At 61.2% G+C, this 19,592-nt stretch carries 8 protein-coding genes; all 8 read left to right on the forward strand.

Annotated features, from left to right (window positions below; genetic code table 11):
• The first annotated feature begins 63 nt into the window (after positions 1-63).
• Complete coding sequence (locus VIM98_RS03700; protein ID WP_331991752.1) at positions 64-2,814, forward strand: putative baseplate assembly protein; 2,751 nt, start codon at positions 64-66, stop codon at positions 2,812-2,814.
• Positions 2,811-5,960, forward strand: coding sequence for a putative baseplate assembly protein (locus VIM98_RS03705; protein ID WP_331991745.1), 3,150 nt, complete (start codon positions 2,811-2,813; stop codon positions 5,958-5,960). Before VIM98_RS03700 ends, VIM98_RS03705 begins: the two co-directional genes overlap by 4 nt.
• Complete coding sequence (locus tag VIM98_RS03710) at positions 5,957-8,194, forward strand: hypothetical protein (protein WP_331991746.1); 2,238 nt, start codon at positions 5,957-5,959, stop codon at positions 8,192-8,194. Before VIM98_RS03705 ends, VIM98_RS03710 begins: the two co-directional genes overlap by 4 nt.
• A 9-nt stretch (positions 8,195-8,203) precedes the next feature.
• Positions 8,204-9,841, forward strand: a complete 1,638-nt coding sequence (locus tag VIM98_RS03715; RefSeq protein WP_331991747.1) for a DUF6519 domain-containing protein — start codon at positions 8,204-8,206, stop codon at positions 9,839-9,841.
• Positions 9,842-10,176: 335 nt separating this feature from the next.
• Entirely contained in the window at positions 10,177-10,866 is a 690-nt protein-coding gene (locus VIM98_RS03720) for a 4'-phosphopantetheinyl transferase family protein (protein ID WP_331991748.1), read from the forward strand.
• A gap of 562 nt (positions 10,867-11,428) precedes the next feature.
• On the forward strand, positions 11,429-11,629 hold the full coding sequence (locus tag VIM98_RS03725) for an MbtH family protein (protein WP_331991749.1): 201 nt from the start codon (positions 11,429-11,431) through the stop codon (positions 11,627-11,629).
• Positions 11,630-11,861: 232 nt separating this feature from the next.
• The gene (gene fabD / locus VIM98_RS03730; RefSeq protein WP_331991750.1) at positions 11,862-15,227 is read left to right on the forward strand and encodes an ACP S-malonyltransferase; all 3,366 of its coding nucleotides are present in this window, start codon (positions 11,862-11,864) and stop codon (positions 15,225-15,227) included.
• 180 nt (positions 15,228-15,407) lie between these two features.
• On the forward strand, positions 15,408-19,592 hold a 4,185-nt coding region (locus VIM98_RS03735), incomplete at its 3' end, for a beta-ketoacyl synthase N-terminal-like domain-containing protein (RefSeq protein ID WP_331991751.1).

A 19,592-nucleotide genomic window follows, 5' to 3' on the forward strand; every position in this document is an offset into this window, starting at 1 on the left:
CCTGAGTTACACGGTGCTGGCCACGGGCGATGTACGCACGGCAAGCGTCAGTGGGAGCGCATCATGAATGCAACGGCGGTTACGCCGGGCGTTGTCCCGATCGGTTGCGGTCTGCCACCGTCCTGTGGCCGCGATAGGCGACGCGAAAGCCTGCGCGTGACAGGCAAGCTCAACGGCATCGACTATGTGGAAGTCGGCGACGACGGCACGAGCCTGTGCATCCATCTGTTCAGTCCCATTCCATCGGATATCGGTGTTGCCAACGTCCGTGTGAGCGGCGGCGATCGCATTACGGGCCTGCGTGTCCTGAGCGTAAGCCAGGAGTCCGAGCCGGAGATGCATGACGATCCTTGCCTGCGCGTAATGCTCGATCGCGAAGGCGACCATTCGCCGTACTGCCTTTGTCTGGTCGATACTTCGTCCGGCATCGCCCCGTCCGACTGGACGGCATATCCCGGCTTCGACCCACGCTACGCCTGTATCGCACTGCGCTTTCGTCTCGATTGTTGCAAGAGCCTGGACTGCGCCGCCCAGACGCCTTGCGTGCCGTCGCCGGCTGTCTTGCCGGAAATCAATTATCTCGCCAAGGATTACGGCAGCTTTCGTCAACTGTTCCTGGATCGCATGGCATTGAATGTGCCGGCATGGCAGGAGCGTCACGTACCCGATATCGGTATCGCGCTTGTCGAGGTGCTGGCCTATACGGCCGACTACCTGAGCTACTACCAGGACGCCGTAGCGACCGAGGCGTATCTGGCGACAGCCCGGCGTCGCATTTCGGTGCGCCGGCATGCACGGCTGGTGGATTACCGCATGCATGAGGGTTGCAACGCGCGTGCTTTGGTGGCGCTGTCGTTGCCTGCCGGCGAGGTGACGCTCGATCTGGATCAATTGTTGTTGCTCGTACCTCCGGCGGGGCAAGCCCAAGTGACGCCGGGGGTGCTCGATGCTGCTCAATTGGCGCAGGCGCGCACGCAAGGCGCGCTGGTCTTCGAGCCGATGCCGCTGGACGGGGCAACCAGCATGACCGTAACGGCGGCCAACAGCGCCATCGGCTTGTATACGTGGGGTGGCGAACTGTGCTGCCTTCCGCGCGGCAGCACGCAAGCGGTTCTGGTAGATGCACCGCTGGCTCCCGCCGGTGACGGGACGGATACGGAGTCCGTCGCATCGATGTCTGGCCATCCACAACGCGCCTTGAAGCTGAAGATTGGCGATTTTTTGATCTTCGAGGAAGTTATTGGGCCTGCAAGCGGCAATCCAGCCGATGCCAATCCGCAACATCGGCACGCGGTAAGGCTGAACGCGGTGCAGCCCATGACCGATCCGCTCGACGGCACCTTGCTGCTGCAGGTGAGCTGGGATGCCTGCGATGCGCTGCCATTCGATCTGTGCCTGTCGGTGCGCAAGCCGGCGCCCGATTGCACTTGGCTGCACGATGTCAGTCTTGCGCGTGGCAACATCGTGCTGGTCGACCATGGCGATCATGTGCCGGGGCAATGCGACTGCTCGGTGTTGTGCGCACCGCCAGGGCAGGGCGCGAACGATTATCCTGGACTCGCTACCGCATTGGCTGCGGTGCCGGATGCCTGCGAGCGCTGCCATGATCTGGCAGAGGATTGCTGGCTGATTCCTGGAAGTACGCAGTACGGCTGTTGCGGCTGCGACGGCGCCGTGCTGGATGTGCTGCATCCGCCGACCGATACCGGCCATGTCTTGCCGGGCTCGCCGTTGACCTGGGCCGAGCCGTTGCCTGTGCGAGTCAACGCGCCCGTATGCGATCTGATGACGCGCGATCCGCGTTTGGCGCTGCCGCAGCTGGAGGTTTATGGCGGAGCCCTGGGCGACATCCTGGTCGCCGGTACACCCGATCCTCGTTGGTATTGGGCATCCCGCCAGGATCTGCTCGGGAGCGGTCCCGACGATCGACATTTTGTCGTCGAGGTGGACGATACCGGAGCGGCTCACCTGCGCTTTGGCGATGGCGTGCTAGGCCGTCAGCCACAAGCCGGCGATTTCTTTCGTGCGCGCACCCGCATCGGCAACGGTACGGCGGGCAACGTTGGCAGCGAGAGCATCGTGTGGCTTGCCCAACGTTCCGGTGTACCGCCCGCCGGGCTGGTGCCGCGCAATCCCTTGCCGGCCACGGGTGGCCAGGCAGCGGAGACGCTGGCCGAGGTCAAGCTCTATGCGCCGGGTGCGTTCCGCGCCCAGCCATTGCGTGCCATCCTCGCCGACGATTACGCCATGTTCGCTGCACGCAATCGGGCATTGCAGGGCGCAGCGTGCGCGATGGCGTGGAACGGAAGCTGGTACGAGGCGGATGTCGTGGTCGATCCGCTTGGTCGCGATACCCTCGATCCAGCACTGGCCGGGCAGGTGAAATCCGGTCTGTACCCTTATCGACGCATCGGCCACGACATCGCCGTGCGCTCGGCGCGCTACGTGCCCTTGACGATCGAGCTGTTCGTTTGCGTTCTGCCGGATTTCCTGACTGCGCACGTCCGAGCGCAACTTCTCGATGACTTCAGCGCCGGCTTGCGCAGTGACGGAACGCCGGGTTTCTTTCATCCGGATCGGTTATTCCTGGGGGCGCCGGTCAGTGTCAGTGCGTTGATGGCCCAGGCCCAGGCGATCACCGGCGTGGCGCATGTCGAGGTTCGCACCCTGGCGCGACTGGACGCCGGCCCTCCCGATGGCGTGCCTGACGACGGTCTGCTGCATCTGGCAACCAACGAAATCGCTCAGGTGGATAACGATCCGGATCACCCCGATCACGGCAGCATAGTCTTTACGATGGGAGGTGGCCGATGAGCTGCTGCAGCGCTTGTGGCCAGCATGCCTGCGCCTGCGGTTGTGGCGCTGACGCGCACACGCCCCTGTCTCTCTATAATCGCCCGGGTCTGAGCAGCCTGGCCTACCGCGTCGGTAAATACGCCGATTTCTTTGCCAGTATGCAATTGGATCTCAGCGATGCCGCGCTGCCGGCGTTGTCTGGATTACGGACGCGCGCGCTGGACGATCCGTCGATGGCCTTGCTGGATGCCTGGGCTATCGGCGCGGACGTCTTGAGTTTTTACCAGGAACGCATTGCCAACGAAGGTTACCTGCGCACGGCTACCGAGCGTTGCTCGGTGCTGCAGTTGGGGCGGCTGGTGGATTACCGGCTGCGCCCGGGCGTAGCGGCCAGTGTCTACCTGGCCTATACCATCGACGACAACTCGGGGCCGGTGACGATTCCGCTCGGGGCCAAGGCGCAGTCGGTACCTGCGCCCGGCGAGCAGATGCAGACGTTCGAGACGGCCGAGCCTTTGGATGCGCGCCACGATTGGAATACGTTGCGGCCGCGCATGACCCAACCGCAGAACATCTCCGTCGACACGGTCGGCGCGCTCGGCGAGCTATGGGTGGCCAGCGCCAATACCCAGTTGAAATCCAATGACACGCTGCTGTTCCTGTTTGGCAACCTGGCTGCTGGCGTAACCGCTGTCCGCCGGGTGCAATCGATAGAATTCCTGCAAACCGATCCGGCTACAGGGGCGGTATTGCCGCCAGAACAGCAACGAAGCCGCGTGATCCTGCAGCCGCTCGATCCGGTCACCGTACAGATACTCGCAGCCATCAACAAGGCGATCGGCTTGCTGACTTATAGCAACGCTACCTGGTTGAGCAACCTTGAGGCGATACGCCAGGATCTGCTGTTGGGCAAGAACAATGGCGGCAGCTTTATTGAATTTGTGCGCACCTTCAGCGCCATGGAGGGTTACCAGAGCGGTCCGCAGCCCGTCATCGATTTTGCCGGTAGCGTCGAACAGGCCTTCGGCGGAGGATCGACAGGCAAGCCAACGCACGCGGACTTCGGCGATCTGTTCAAAGCCCTTGTCCAGCCCATGTCGCTGCAACCGACCAACAGTCTGCACCTGCAGCGCAGCCTGGCCACGGCGTTGGGCCGGGCCAGCGATGCCCGCCCGCAACTGTTATTGAACTTCGCCAGACCGCTGGTGGATACCTTCTATACCGCCTGGACCCATGTGCAGCATGGCGACCCGTCCCCTGAACTGAGCGGCGTGTTTGCCATGCGCGTGACATCCGCGTTGTTTGGCTACAACGCGCCGGTGCCGACCAGCATCGTGCAAAAGAAAGACAGCGCCAATCAGTGGACCTCCACGCCGACGCCCGGCAGCCTGAGTGTCGATGAGCGGGACGATGTGCTGTGGCTGGACAATGCTTATGATGCCGTGACCGCCGGTGGCTATGTCCTGATCCAGGATCCGCAAGCGGAGATTCCCGTTGTCGGCCAGATTGCGCAGGCGCGTGTGATGCCGCGCAGCGCTTATGGGGTCAGTGGCAAGAGCACGCGTATTACGCTTGTCGGTGCCGATGACGATAGTCCGAATGTGTGGCCAGAGCCCGACGAAACATCGCTGCGCGGTACGGTGGTGCATGCGCAGAGCGAGATGTTGCCACTCGCTGAGCTGTCCATCGCCGATGATGTGGGCCAAGTGGGCGCAGTCAGTGCGGGCGTCGCAGGCGACGGCGCCACGCGGCTGACATTGGATGCACCGGTCGACGGCCTCAAGCCCGGGCGCTGGGTCATCGTGCAAGGTCAACGCACCGATGTGCCCGGCACCGATGCCGTCACCGCAGCCGAGCTGGTGATGCTGTTGGCGGTGGAGCAGACCGTGTCGTCCGATCTTCCGGGCGATACCGTGCATAGCACCCTGGTATTTGCGAACACTGGACTTAGTTACACCTATAAGCGAAGCAGCGTCTCGATTTTCGCCAACGTGGTGCGCGCGACGAACGGCGAAACGCGCAACGAAGTCCTGGGCAACGGCAACGGAGCCACGCCGATGCAGGCCTTTGCGCTCAAGCAACCTCCACTGACCTACGTCTCCGCGTCCACGGCAGATGGGGTTCAGAGCACGCTTACCATCCGTGTCAATGAGGTGCAATGGCACGAAGTGCGCAATCTTGCCTTTGTCGACGGTGACGAACGCAGTTTTGTGACAGCTACTGACGATAGCGGCAAGACCTCGGTGACCTTCGGTGACGGCACGCATGGCGCACGCCTGCCCACCGGTATCGAGAACATCACTGCGGTCTACCGCAACGGTATTGGAACGCCGGGCAATGTCGATGCCGGGCAGATTACCTTGCTGACAACCAAGCCGCTGGGAGTAAAGAACGTCGTCAATCCGCTGCGCGCTTCGGGCGGTGCCGATGCCGAGACGCGCGATCAGGCGCGCCAGAACGTGCCTTTGGCGGTGCTTGCGCTGGATCGCCTGGTGTCGATCACGGACTACGCGGATTTCGCCCGTACGTTTGGAGGCGTCGGCAAAGCGTCGGCGATCAAGCTGGGCGGCCAGGTACGTGTGACTATTGCCGGTGCGGCGGATGCGCCGATCGATATGACCTCCGATCTCTACCGCAACCTGCTGCAGGCGTTGCAACAGTATGGCGATCCTGCGTTGCCGATCAGCCTGGATGTGCGCGAGCTGCTCGCACTCAGCTTAAGCGCGAAAGTGGGGCTGGCGCCGGATTATGCCTGGGAATCGGTCGAGCCCAGGGTGCGTGCGGCCTTGCTCGGTCGCTTCGGCTTCGAGCGGCGCGAGCTCGCGCAGAACGTCTACCTGAGCGAGGTCGTTGCCTGCATTCAATCCGTACAGGGGGTGGCCTGGGTCGATGCCGACGCCTTCGGCTACCTCGATGAAGCTACCGTGCTGGCCGGCTTCGGCGATGGCCGAGAAGAGGGCGGGGAAAGCGACGGTGGGTTGACCCTGCTTGCCGGAACGCCAGCGAACGAGACATCGCTGCCGATCAATCGGCCCGGAGTCGATCAACGCGTCCAGGCGCTGCCTGGCCACTACGACAGCGATGGGCAGCCGCAGCCGGCGCAGATCGCCTGCTTCCTGCCGACCGTTCCCGATACGTTGCTGCTGCAGGAGGCCGCCCCATGACCGCCAACTCCGATCGCCTGTATGACCTGATGCCAGTGGTCTACCGCATGCGCGATGTAGAGCAGGGCTATCCGCTGCGGGACTTGCTACGGGTGATTTCCGCCCAGGTGAACGTCATCGAGCAGGACATAGCGCGGTTGTACGACAACTGGTTTATCGAAACCTGCGATGACTGGGTGGTGCCTTACATAGGAGACCTGCTCGGTTACAGCCTGCTGCCAGAGGCGGCCTTGGTCGATGCTGGTGTGCATGCGGCACGCCTTGGCCAAGTGCTTGCGCCACGTGCCGACGTGGCCAATACCATCGATGCGCGTCGACGCAAGGGCACACTGTCGCTGCTGGAGGATCTGGGACGCGATGCCGCAGGGTGGTCCACGCGCGCGGTGGAGTTCTATCGCCTCCTTGGTCGGATGCAGCATCTGGATCATCCGCATCTGAGCCGCGGCGGTACCGCCGATCTGCGCGACCCCGGCTCGATGCAGCGCATCGGCTGGGCCCATGGCGCCTTCGATCCGCTGGCGCACAGTGTCGACGTGCGTCGCCTGGGCAGCCACCATCGAAGGGGGCGCTATGGCATTCCCGACGTCGGGCTGTTTGTATTCCGGCTGCGCAGTTATCCGGTGACGGTCACGCCAGCGTACTGTCTGGAAGAGCGCGGCCCGCAGTGCTTTACCTTCAGCGTGCTCGGCAACGATACGCCGCTGTTCCAGCAGCCGGACGAAGAAACAAAACCGACCCATATCGCACAGGAGCACAATCTGCCCGTACCGTTGCGTCGCTATCGCTTTGCCGAGCGTGGACCGAAAGCGGATTATGCGAAGGTGTCTCCAGCGCTCTATGGCTCCGATAGAAGCGTACTGATTTATGCGCCCGACTGGCCAGCCAAGGGGCAAGGGCAGCCGGTACCCATCGATGCGTTGATTCCTGCCGATCTGTCTGCCTGGCGCTATCAGGTGCCGCGCGGTCGCGTTGCTGTCGATCCGGAGCGTGGACGTCTGTTGTTTCCTGCCAATCAGCGCCCTAAGCGCGGAGTGTGGGTTTCGTATCGTTACGGATTTGCCGCGAACCTGGGCGGTGGCGAATACGGACGGGCGACGCCCGAGCTGGAGAATGCGACGCGCTATATCGTGCATACCGTTCTGCCCTCCAGCGGTGCCGCAGCGCCACTACCGTCCGGGCATTTCGCGAGCATCGCCGATGCACTGGTTGCCTGGATGCAAGCAAAGACGGCCGACACATCATTGCGTGCGCTGATCATCGAACTGGCCGAGAGCGGCATCTATGAAGGGAGTATCGACCTGCAGCTTGCTGCGGGCGAGGCGATCCAGTTGCGTGCCGCCGAGCGCACGCGGCCGATCCTGCGCCTGCTGGATGCGCGCGCCAGCCAGCCCGACGCACTTGGGGTCAGCGGTGCTTCGGGCAGTCGATTGCTGCTCGACGGGTTAATGATCGTCGGCCGAGGCGTCGAGGTGCACGGACCGGAAGATTCGGGCGAAGGAGAGCCGCAGCCCGACATGTGCGAGCTGGTGATCCGGCATTGCACGCTGGTGCCCGGCTGGTCCTTGCATTGCAACTGCGATCCGAAGCGGCCGGGCGAGCCGAGCATCACGTTGGATGCTACGCGCGCTTCCTTGCGCATCGAACAGAGCATCGTCGGCCCGATCTCGGTGATCGGGCCGGTGCGGCGCGGCGATCCACCGACATTGCATGTATGCGACAGCATAGTGGACGCCACGGGTGTCGAGCGCGTAGCCCTTGGCGCGCCCGACGAAGTCGTCGCCTATGTGGAGGCGAGTCTGCAGCGTTGTACCGTCATCGGCCAGATTCAGACGCATAGCATCCGCCTTGCCGAAGATTGCATTTTCACCAGTCCGGTATGCGTGCTGCGTCGGCAGCTCGGTTGCGTCCGCTTTTGCTATGTTCCACAGGGCTCGCGTACGCCTCAGCGTTTCCATTGTCAGCCCGATCTTGCGCTTGCCGCGGCGCCGCAGGTGCAGCACGCGCAGGAGATGCTGCGGGTGGTTCCGCAATTCCGCAGTTTGCGCTATGGCACACCCGATTATGCCCGTCTGAGCGATTACTGCGGCAATGAGATTCGCTCGGGGGCGTCCGATCGTTCCGCCATGGGCGCCTATCACGATCTGTACGAGCCGCAGCGCGAGGCGAATCTTGCCTGGCGACTCGAAGAATACGTACCCGCCGATGCCGACGCCGGCATTCTTTACGCAAGCTAGGAGATCGACATGAAAGGCGACTTCGCACGTGTCACCTTTGACCCGGCACGTCATTACAGTCAGGTCATGCAACAACAGGGAAGGGTGCTGCTGGAGGCGGATTGGAACGAGCAGGCCAATATCCAGCTGTTTCTGTTACGAACGATGATCGCGGACCTGGTCGGGTCTTGCTGGGCGGCAGGTACTGGTTTTGCGATCGCCACGCAGGCACGCCTTGCCGACTGGCAGTTGTCGCCAGGGCATTTCTATGTGGATGGCATTCTTTGCCAGAACGAGACCGTGTGCACTCTGAGTACGCAGCCATACGCGCCGGCGCCTGCGGATGACGGCGGCAACTGGGCCAATCCACCCGACACTTTTGCACTTTGGCTGGATGTCTGGGAGCGTCATCTTTCCGCGTTCGAGGCTCCGGGCATCGCCGATACGGCGCTGGATGGGGTGGATACCGCGACGCGCGCGCAAACTATCTGGCAGGTTCGGCTGCTCGATCGGGACAGCAAGCAACTGACCGGCATCCTGGATGCGATTACGGCCGTGCTCAAGGTGCGCTTGCAGGCAGCCCTGAGCGACGCGGACAAGAAGGTCATCAACCAACAGCTTGCCGACATCGACCAGCTACGCCGCCATCTCGTCGCAGGTACCGCGCCGGCCGATAACGAACCCTGCACCGTGCTAGGCCAGATACTGGGGGCGCGTGCGACCTATGCATGGCCACGGTTGCGCGCTCAATTGGGGCCGACTGCCTCGGATAACGATCCTTGCGTGATTGCCGCCGACGCGCGCTATCGTGGCTGCGAAAACCAGCTATACCGGGTCGAGGTGCACCAAGGTGGCGCAGCCGGCACCGACGGTTCGCCATCAGGCACCAATTTCAAATGGTCGCGCGAGAACGGCTCGGTGATCTTCCCCGTGCTTCGTGCGGACAGTACGGCGCAGAGCGATGGGAGCGCGCAGCTTGCCGTCTCGCTGGCCAGCCTCGGACGCGACCAGCGCTTGGGTCTGGCGGTGAACGATTGGGTAGAACTTATCGATGACGATTATACCCTGGCGCAACGAGCATCGCCCTTGCTGCAGGTCATGGCCATCGATGCTGCGCAGCGAATCGTTACCTTGACCGTACCGAAGAACGTCACGGCTTATACGGTGAGCGGCAATCCCGCCAAGCATCCCCTGCTGCGACGCTGGGACCAGAGCCAGGATAACGATGTGCAAGGCTGTGTACCGTTGATCGAAGGCGAGGCGATCGCCTTGGAAGACGGTGTGCAGATCGTATTTCAGCCGGGCGGTCTCTATGCTACGGGCGATTATTGGCTCATCCCCGCTCGTGTCGCCGGCAACGGTAGCCTCGATTGGCCATTGGCGTCCGATGGCGCGCCGGCGGCGTTGCCATCGCGCGGCATGCATCATCAGGCTGTACTCGGCACGCTCGATGTTCAAGGCGCCTACGACGAATGCTGCTGCCGGTTAGATTCGCTGTGCACGCTCATGAAGAATTCGGTAGATCGTCGCCTGACCAACACGGATGCCGCGTTGCAGAGCGCGGCGTCCTTGCCCGTGGCAACTGCCCCCAAAGCAGCACCAGCCCCGGCCAAGGCAACGGCAAAAAGCCAGGCGCGGAAAGTAACCAAAACGACCAAACCTGGATAAATACGGTAGCTATCGAATAACGACACGACGGTCCCGGTCGAGGCCGCTGCGTCGCATAGTGCGCCGCGATCATGGCCAGAAAGTCATGTTGATATCTCGTATTACGTGGCCCTAGCATCGGGCCGCGCAAACTCAATTCCGGATGAGGCGGCTGTATCCCGGCTGGGGTGAGGGAGGAACCTACGAAGCGATGCAGATATCATGCTCCGGGAGCACTCGGCCTTTAGATCCGACACCAGCGACACGATACTTTGAGCAAATTCGTTCTCTCCGACCAGGACAGAGCATGGATCGACGCCCGGGCAGACGCTGCGCATCGATCGTGCAAGCTCATCGTGCGCGCTTCAAACGGCCTGCTGCTTCCCGTTCACCTGACAGCCTTCGACATCGAAGCCTTCTCTTTCGAAGCGTTCGCCACAAACGATATCGCTTGTCCTCCCGCGGTAGAACGCAGCGTCCGCAAGCGCCAGGCGGAGTTTTTCCATGGCCGGGCAATGGCGCGCAAGGCGCTTGAGGCACTGAACATTTCAGCCGCCGAAATACCTGCCGGGACATCGCGCCAACCGATCTGGCCATCGGGCGTGGTGGGCAGCATTTCCCATACACATCGCTTCGCCGCTGCGGTCGCCTTGTCGGCCGAGACATGCGCGGGCGTAGGTATAGATATGGAGCATATCGCGGGGGCGGATGCATGTGCGGCGCTATCGGCAACTGCCATGCATGAGCAGGAGCTTCGCTATCTTCAGCGGCTGGAGTCGACATTTCCTTTCAATGTCTTGCTCACCGCGGTGTTCTCCGCCAAGGAAAGTTTCTTCAAGGGGGCTTTCTCCGCCGTGGGGCGCTATTTCGATTTCAGTGCCGCGCAGGTGTCGATGCTCGATATCGAGCGAGGTGTCATCCAGCTGCGCCTCACCGAGACGCTCTGCGAGCGCTTTGTAGGGAACCAGATCTGCGATGTCGGTGTTGGTTTTGTCGATCCGGACACAGTGTTGACCTACTTCGTCTGGCAGCGACCTGTCGCCTGACTGTCGCTCTCGCATAAAAGCCCGCAGGATTAGGCGCTTAAACAACAAGCAATATCTTGCGATTTATCGCAAGATATTGCTTGTTGACAAACGAGCCGTCATTCTCCGAAGTATAAGAGCGGCGACAAAAGGGGATCGCCGTGGCACGGGATGATTCCTGGCGTATTGAAAAATAGATCAGGTTAATCAAGCTGATGCGTGGCTGGGCACAGCCGGATTCGCACGCTTGGGCACTGTAGATCGGACCAATGCGCCAGGAGGAAGACAAAGCTCATCGCCCTCGAGGCGATGAGCGCGGCCAAGCCGGGAACTCAGGGTGGAGGGTGCATGGAGATGGCAGGAACCTATGCGTGGGCGCCCTTAGGGCGGTCGCGCCAAGTGTGGCCGAGGCGAGGGCGAACGCGTCCCTCCCGGCCACTTGTCCATGTGAGCTATTCACAGACACGGACAGGATCGACGCCGCGCTCAAGCGGGCACGACACGATATGAACAGCTTTTTCATTTAGCGACAGATCGATCGCCCCGTAGCGGCGATCGTCGGGTTTTTTGCACAGGAGCATGCATGACGAGCCTGAGTCAGTCAGAGGGAATGTACGAAGTGGTGGTCAATCACGAGGGTCAGTATTCGATCTGGCCATCGGATAAAGCGGTGCCCCACGGTTGGAAGAAAGCTGGCAAACAAGGTTCGAAAGCGTCCTGTCTGGAGTTTATTGGCGAAGTGTGGACGGATATGCGCCCGCTATCGCTGCGCGCGCAAACATAGGTCGGGTATTCAGCGCCGCGAGCGGCGAAATGAAATAAAACGGCGGCATCCTGATTCTGAGCGACTGACATGCCAGAGGGGCGTGGCCGTTTCCTTGCGCGACTTTTAAGGCGTTAGCCTGTTTGCCTGCGTTCCAGGAGGCTGTTTGTACGGTCCGTCCTCTACGTTTGAAATGCCCGTTCGACCCGATCAGGGCCGTTGGCATGATTTAGACGCGAAATCGTGGGCGCCCATGCGCGCGCAGGAGGTAAAAAACGTATTTCTATTTTCGGGACAAGGTTCACAGTATTTTCAAATGGGTCGGGAGCTATTTGACGGCGACGCATCATTTCGCGCCACGACGCAACGTGCCGATCGTTTAATGCAGGAATACTGTGGTAAGTCATTAATCGGTGCGTTATTTACCGAGCACGACACCCGCGACGCTTCCTTAGAACGCCTTTTGGTCAGCCATGCCGCGATTTTCGCGGTGGAATATGCGTTGGCCAAATCGATGATCGACAACGGCGTCCGGCCCGACGCTGTTTTAGGAGCGAGCCTGGGAGCATTCGCTGCGGCGACTATTGCCGGCTGTCTCGATCCTGACATGGCACTGCGTGCGGTCATCGAACAAGCGGTCGTCGTGGAAGCGCACAGCGAACCAGGCTGCATGATCGCCGTCGTTGGGGAGCCGGCGCGCTACATCACGGCACCGCTGCTCGATCTTTGCGAGCTTGGCGCACAGAACTTCACCACGCATACAGTGCTTTCGTTGCCTGAATCGAATGCACCCGCCGTCGAGGCTCTCCTGCGCAAGCAGGCCGTATCGTTCCAGCGCCTGCCATTGGCTTTTGCCTTTCACTCTCGCTGGATCGATGCGGCAGAGGCGGCATACAAGGCATTTCTGAGGACGCTGCCGCTTAAGCCGGCAGCTATTCCTTTCATCTGTTGCGCGACGGGGCAGCTATGGCGCGAACTGCCTGCGGACTATTTCTGGTCCGTCGTGCGATGGCCGATTCTGTTTCAGCAGGCTACTGATCGAATCGAATCGCAAGGCAGCTATCGCTATGTCGATGTCAGTCCGGGCGGCGCCATGGCGACCTTCCTGAAGTACGGACTGGCCTCTGATTCCGCATCGGACATCGTCAGCGTCATGTCGCCATTCGGCGGCGACATGCATCGGTTGAATGCGCTGGTGGCGACTAGCGGGCCTGCAACGCCGCAGATGGCCCAGCATTGCAGCCAGACAGCATCGGAATTTCAAGACCAACCGGCAGGGGCCTTGCGCACCCTGGAGTCACGCAAAATGAAGGCAATCATTTTTCCCGGCCAGGGCTCGCAATTCAAAGGCATGGGCAAGGATCTCTTTCCGCTGTTTCCTGACCTGGTCAAGGGGGCGTCGCAGATCCTTGGCTATTCCATCGAGGATCTGTGTCTGAATGACCCCGAGGGGCGTCTTTCCCAGACGCAATACACACAGCCCGCGTTGTATGTGGTCAATGCCTTGCACTATTTCCGTCAGCGCGACCTGCATGCCGGGACGTCTTCGGCACCCGACTTTCTCGCTGGCCACAGCCTGGGCGAATACAACGCCTTGCTGGCTGCCGGTGCATTCTCTTTCGAAACCGGATTGCGCCTGGTGAAGCGACGCGGCGAGCTGATGGCGGCGGCCAAAGGCGGTGGTATGGCGGCTGTATTAGGTGTGCCTGTCAGCGAGATAAGAGCTGTACTCGATGCGCACGGCCTGGATCGAATCGATGTCGCGAACTTCAATGCACCGACGCAAACGGTGATTGCTGGCGAAAAGGAGGCCATTACCGAGGCAGTGGATCTGTTCGCACAACGTAACCTGCGCTGTGTCATGCTGAATGTGAGTGCGGCGTTTCATTCGCGGCACATGCAGCCGGCGCAGGCGGAGTTCGCACAGTTTCTGCAAACGTTCTCGTTCGAGCCGCCCCAGATCACGGTGATCGCCAATGCGACGGCCCGTCCCTACGATCCATCGCGTATCGCCGACATGCTCGCTCGTCAGATTGCGGCGCCAGTGCAATGGGTGGACTCGGTTCGTTATCTCATGGGACGTGGCGACGTCGAGTTCCAGGAAATCGGCGTCGGTGTGCTCACCAGGATGGTGCAGGAGATCAAAGCCAGGGAGACGGCGATCGTCGATGAGGTACTCGATACGCCAGCAGTAGCCGATATCGCCCAAGTCGAGATTTCCGCGCCGGCTGCCGAGGCGGGGCGACATGTGCCACTGCGGATCGAGGCGGCAACGCTGGGAAGCGAGGTGTTTCGGCGTCGCTTCGGCCTGAAATATGCCTACATGGCGGGAGCGATGTATCGGGGTGTTGCTTCGGTTGAACTGGTTATCAGGATGGGCAAAGCCGGTCTGCTGAGCTTCTTTGGCGCAGGCGGGCTGTCGTTGGCAAAAATCGAAGCAGGCATTGTTCGTATCCAGGAGGCACTCGACCCGTCGACGCATCCCTATGGCATGAACTTGCTGGCCAATTACGAGTATCCCGAACTGGAAGAAGCGGTCGTGGATCTCTACCTGAAGTACGGCATCAAGAACGTCGAGGCGGCGGCTTTCATGCAGATGACGCCCGCCCTGGTCAAATTTCGCTTGCAAGGGCTGAGTGCCTGCACCCAAGGCAAGGTCGTCTGCGGCCACCGTATCGTGGCCAAAGTGTCGCGCCCCGAGGTGGCCAGGGCATTCATGAGCCCGCCGCCTGCGGCGATCGTCGAGCGATTGCTGGCTCAAGGTGTCATAACGCCGCAACAGGCCGCCTGGTCGCAGACGATCCCCATGAGTCATGACATCTGTGTAGAAGCCGATTCCGGCGGTCATACCGACGGCGGCATCGCGGCCGTCATGCTGCCGCCGCTCCTGCAGCTTCGCGACGAGATGCAGCGAACGCACAGCTTTGCGGAACCTCTTTGCATGGGGCTGGCAGGCGGCATCGGCGGTCCGGAAGCGGCGAGCGCAGCGTGGCTGCTAGGAGCGGATTTTATTGCGACCGGGTCGATCAATCAGTGCACGGTCGAAGCCGGGATGAGCGCGGATGGAAAGTCGATGCTGCAGGACATGGATATCCAGGACACCGAATACGCGCCTGCCGGCGACATGTTCGAGATCGGCGCGCAGGTGCAGGTCCTGAAGAAATCCGTGTTCTTTCCTGCGCGCGCCAACAAGCTGCTTTCGCTCTATCGCCATTACGAGAGCCTGGACGATATCCCCGCGCGTACCCGCAAACAGCTGGAAGGTACGTTTTTCAAGAAGACCTTCGAAGAGATCTGGTCGGAGACGGTCGGATACTTCAAGTCGGTCAACCTGGAGCACGAGATCGTCAAGGCTGAGGCCAACGCGAAGCACAAGATGGCCCTGGTGTTTCGTTGGTACTTTGCGTACTGCACGCGTATCGCCATGGAAGGCAAGGGCGACGATCGCGTGAATTACCAGATCCAGACGGGCCCGGCGCTGGGCTCGTTCAATCGCTGGGTCAAGGGGACGGAACTGGAGCCATGGACGAGCCGGCATGTGGATCGCATCGCGATCAAGATCATGGACGCGACCGCAGAACACTTGGCGCGCTCTTTTACTCGTTTTTTCAACAGCTGAAGAAAACAAGCCGGCGCATCGTGCCCCCGGACCGGCATCGACAGGTCCGTGCCGGGCGAGCTTCAGGCGAGCGCCATGCGAATGCAGCCATCCGATCGAGACAACCCAACGCCACAGGCGGCTCATCGGACAGGTGAAGGCAATACATCCAGACATACCCTCACAAGGATAGGCACGATCATGAGCGTTCATCAGGTTCCGTCCCAGCACGAATTGACACATGCCGAAGGCAAGGAAGCCGAGGGGTATCGTGCCGATTCGCATCACCATGGCGATATGGCGATTGTCGGTATGGCCTGCCGCTTTCCGGGGGCGGACAATTATGCGCAGTTCTGGGACAACCTCTGCCAGGGCGTGTCGAGCATCAGCGAGATCCCGCAAGGCCGTTGGGACAAAGACGCGTTCTATTCGGTCAATGGTCAGGACAAGAACAAGTCCACCAGTAAATGGGGCGGATTTGTCGACGGCGTAGAGTGCTTCGATGCCGACTTCTTCGGTATCTCGGCGCGCGAGGCGCGGGTGATGGATCCGCAGCAGCGGATCATGCTCGAGCAAGCCTGGGCTTGCCTGGAGGATGCAGGTTACGACCCCGCGACGTTCAGTGGCAGCAATACCGGCGTCTACATCGGCGTGTTCAATTTCGACTACGAAGACCACCTCAGGCATGCTCTGGACGCGATCGAAGGGCATGTCTCCACCGGCACGCATACCGCCCTTATCCCCAACAGGATTTCGTATTTCCTGAACTTGCACGGTCCGAGCCTGCCGATCGATACCGCTTGCTCAAGCTCGCTGGTCGCCTTGCATAAGGCCGCGCATGCCGTTCGTCGCGGCGAATGCGATCAGGCATTGGTGGGTGGCGTCAGCGTGCTATGCAGCCCGACGCATTTCATCTCGTTCTCCAAGACGGGCATGCTGTCGCCGGACGGAAGTTGCAAGACCTTCGATGAACGCGCCAACGGTTACGTTCGCGGCGAAGGCGCGGCCATGATCCTGATCAAGCCGCTGGATAAGGCGATCCGCGACAAGGATCGGATCGTTGCCGTATTGCGTGGCTCGGCGGTCAATCATGGCGGGCGTGCGCGCACGGTCACCTATCCCGGCTCGCTTGCCCAGTCGAACGTCATTGCCGAAGCCATGCGGCAGGCAAACGTGCCGGTGGGAAGCATTGGCTATGTCGAAGCTCACGGCACCGGTACGCCCAAGGGCGATCCGATCGAGGTGGAAGGTCTGAAAATGGCTTTCGCTCGCGTGGCTGCCGATCGTGGCGAAGCGATTGTCGAAGGCTCCTGCGGCATCGCCAGTGTCAAAACCAATATCGGGCATCTGGAGTCGGTCGCCGGCTTGGCTGGCGTGATCAAGACGATACTGTGCATGAAGCACAAGGCGTTTCCGCCCCTGGTTCACTACCAGAAACTCAATCCACGTATTGCCTTGGCGGGCAGTCCGTTCTTCATTGTCGACAGGGCACAGCCCTGGCCGGCACAGGTCGATCTTCATGGCGTGGCGATGCCGCGGCGTGCCGGCATCAGTTCGTTCGGCTTCGGCGGCGTCAACTCCCATGTCATTATCGAAGAGTACGTCGAGCCGCACGATCCGATCGCGAATGCGAACGACAAGTCAGGAGACCAAGTTACTCCGGAGCTTATTCTGTTGTCGGCGAAGACGGCCACTGCGCTGCGCGAGCGCGTCCGGCAGTTGCTTGCGGCGTTAGCATCGCCAGAACTCCGTGACGCCAGCCTGGCCGATCTGGCTTACACCCTGCGGGTAGGACGCCAGGCGATGGCGGTGCGCCTGGCGCTGGTCGTCGATTCCGTCGACAGTCTGCGAGAACGGCTGGACGATTGGCTTGTGCGCGGGTCGGGCGCGGCTGGGATTTATGCCGCGGAGCTTTCTGTGGAGGCGCAGATGCTTGTTGGCAGCGAGATGGAGCATGACGACGCATGGCATGTTCTTTTCGCCGAAAGAGATCTTCATGCCATAGCTCGGAAGTGGATCGATGGGCATGCTTTCGACTGGATGCGCCTGCATACCGAGGGCGCTCGCCGCCTCGCTTTGCCGACCTATCCCTTTGCCAAGGAGAGACATTGGGTCGACGCGGAACTGTCATTGGCGACGGCTGCCAGGCAGGCCACGCTTCATCCGCTGGTTCATCGCAATACATCCAATGCCTTCGGGCTTCGCTTCAGCAGTCGTTTTACCGGCAAGGAGTTTTTCCTGGCCGACCATGTCGTGCGAGGTGAGCGCACGCTACCGGGTGCCGCGCAACTGGAAATGATGCGATCGGTCGGCGGCGAGGTGGTTGCCGGCCGAGGTCACCTTCGTCTGAAGGATGTCGTATGGCTACGTCCGATTGTCGCCGGCGCCAAGTCGCTCGCCTTGCATATTGCGCTGTTTCCGGAGCGGCCCGGCGAATACAGCTTCGAACTCTACGACGATACCGAGGCGGACGATGCCCTGGTCTATACCCAGGGTTCGCTGCTCCTGGCTTCTTTGCCGGATGCCGTTGCCCCTATCGATATCGCTGCGATGCGGCAGCAGTGCTCACGGGCACATGTGAATGCTGTGGAGTGTTATGCGGTATTCGATCGCATGGGGCTGAGCTATGGGCCTGCGCATCGCGCCCTGGAGGCATTGTTTGTCGGTCAGGGCCAGGCATTGGCACGCGTCAGCTTGCCCGCTGCCGTTCAGCCGATGCAGGAAAGCTATGTGCTTCACCCGAGCCTGTTGGATGCTGCGCTGCAAGCGGCGATCGCGCTGCAAGCACACGACGCAGGGCGCTGGGGGGAGGCGGTATCGATGCTGCCCTTTGCATTGGGTTCGCTGGAGACCCTGAGTGCCTGCGTCGGCAGCATGTGGGTGGCGATACGTCGGAGTGCCGGTAGTGGCCCGAGCGATGCCTTGCAAAAATTCGACATCGATCTGTGCGACGAGAGCGGCGCGATCTGTGCTCGCTTAAGCGAGTTCTGCGCACGCGCCGCTACGGTATCGGAAGTGGACGCGTTGCCCCAGACGGCTTCCGTCACGCCGGAAAAGACAGCGCAGCCTTCGATCGCATCGCATGAAGCGACGGACGAGTTCCAGGAAAGAGCGACACGCTACTTCGTGCGGCTGCTTTCGAGTGCGCTCAAGCGATCCGCCAGCAGCATCGATGCTCGCGCACCCATGGAGGCCTATGGCATCGATTCGATTCTGGTGATGGATTTGACACGAACGCTGGAGCAGGTGTTCGGACCGTTGTCCAAGACCCTGCTTTTCGAGTACCAGACGATTGCGGCGCTCGTCGGTCATTTTCTCGAAAACCATCGCGAGCGCCTGGCCGAAGTGCTGGGGGAGACGCAGGGCGAGGCGAATGAGGTCGGGCCGGTTCTGGAGTTGGAGGCGCCGGTCGTCCAGAGCGCTCCGGCGCCACGTCGGCCGCGCTTTGGGCAAGGAGTGCAAGAGTTGGTGGGAGTCGCTCGTGGTGATACCGGACGACTCAAACCTGCTGTGAGCCAGGCTGTTGATGAAATCGCCATCATCGGAGTAGCCGGTCGTTATCCACAAGCAGACAACCTGGAACAGTTCTGGGTCAACCTTAGCCAGGGCAAAGACAGCATTACCGAGATTCCCTCCGAACGCTGGGACCATACGCTCTACTACGACCAGGATCGCAGCAAAACAGGCAAGACCTATAGCAAGTGGGGTGGGTTCCTCAACGACGTCGACAAGTTCGACCCGCTGTTCTTCAACATCTCGCCGCGCGAAGCAGAACTGATGGATCCGCAGGAGCGTCTGTTCCTGGAGTGCGTGCATGCCACCCTCGAGGACGCAGGCTATACCCGCGAAACGGTCGCGCGGCGCCCCCAGGTAAGCGAAGAAGGGAGCGTGGGCGTATTTGTCGGTGTGATGTACGAGGAGTACCAGCTATATGGCGCGCAAGAGCAAGCCAGAGGCAACAACCTCGCCATGCTCAATAGCGCGGCATCTGTCGCCAACCGCATTTCCTACTACTGCAACTTCAACGGTCCGAGCCTGGCGCTGGACACGATGTGTTCGTCGTCGCTGACGGCGATCCACCTGGCCTGCGAGAGCCTGCAGCGCGGCGGTTGCTCGGTAGCGATTGCCGGTGGCGTGAACGTCTCGATTCACCCGAACAAGTACTTGATGCTGGCGCAGGGCAAGTTCATCTCGGGCAAGGGACGCTGCGAGAGCTTCGGTGAGGGCGGTGAAGGCTATGTGCCAGGCGAGGGTGTGGGCGCGGTCCTGCTCAAACCGCTGGCCCAGGCGATCGCCGATGGCGATCACATCTACGGGGTGATCAAGGCGACGGCGATCAACCACGGCGGCAAGACCAACGGCTATACCGTGCCGAACCCCAATGCG

Source organism: Dyella sp. (genome assembly GCF_036568765.1).
Taxonomy (GTDB): domain Bacteria; phylum Pseudomonadota; class Gammaproteobacteria; order Xanthomonadales; family Rhodanobacteraceae; genus GSA-30.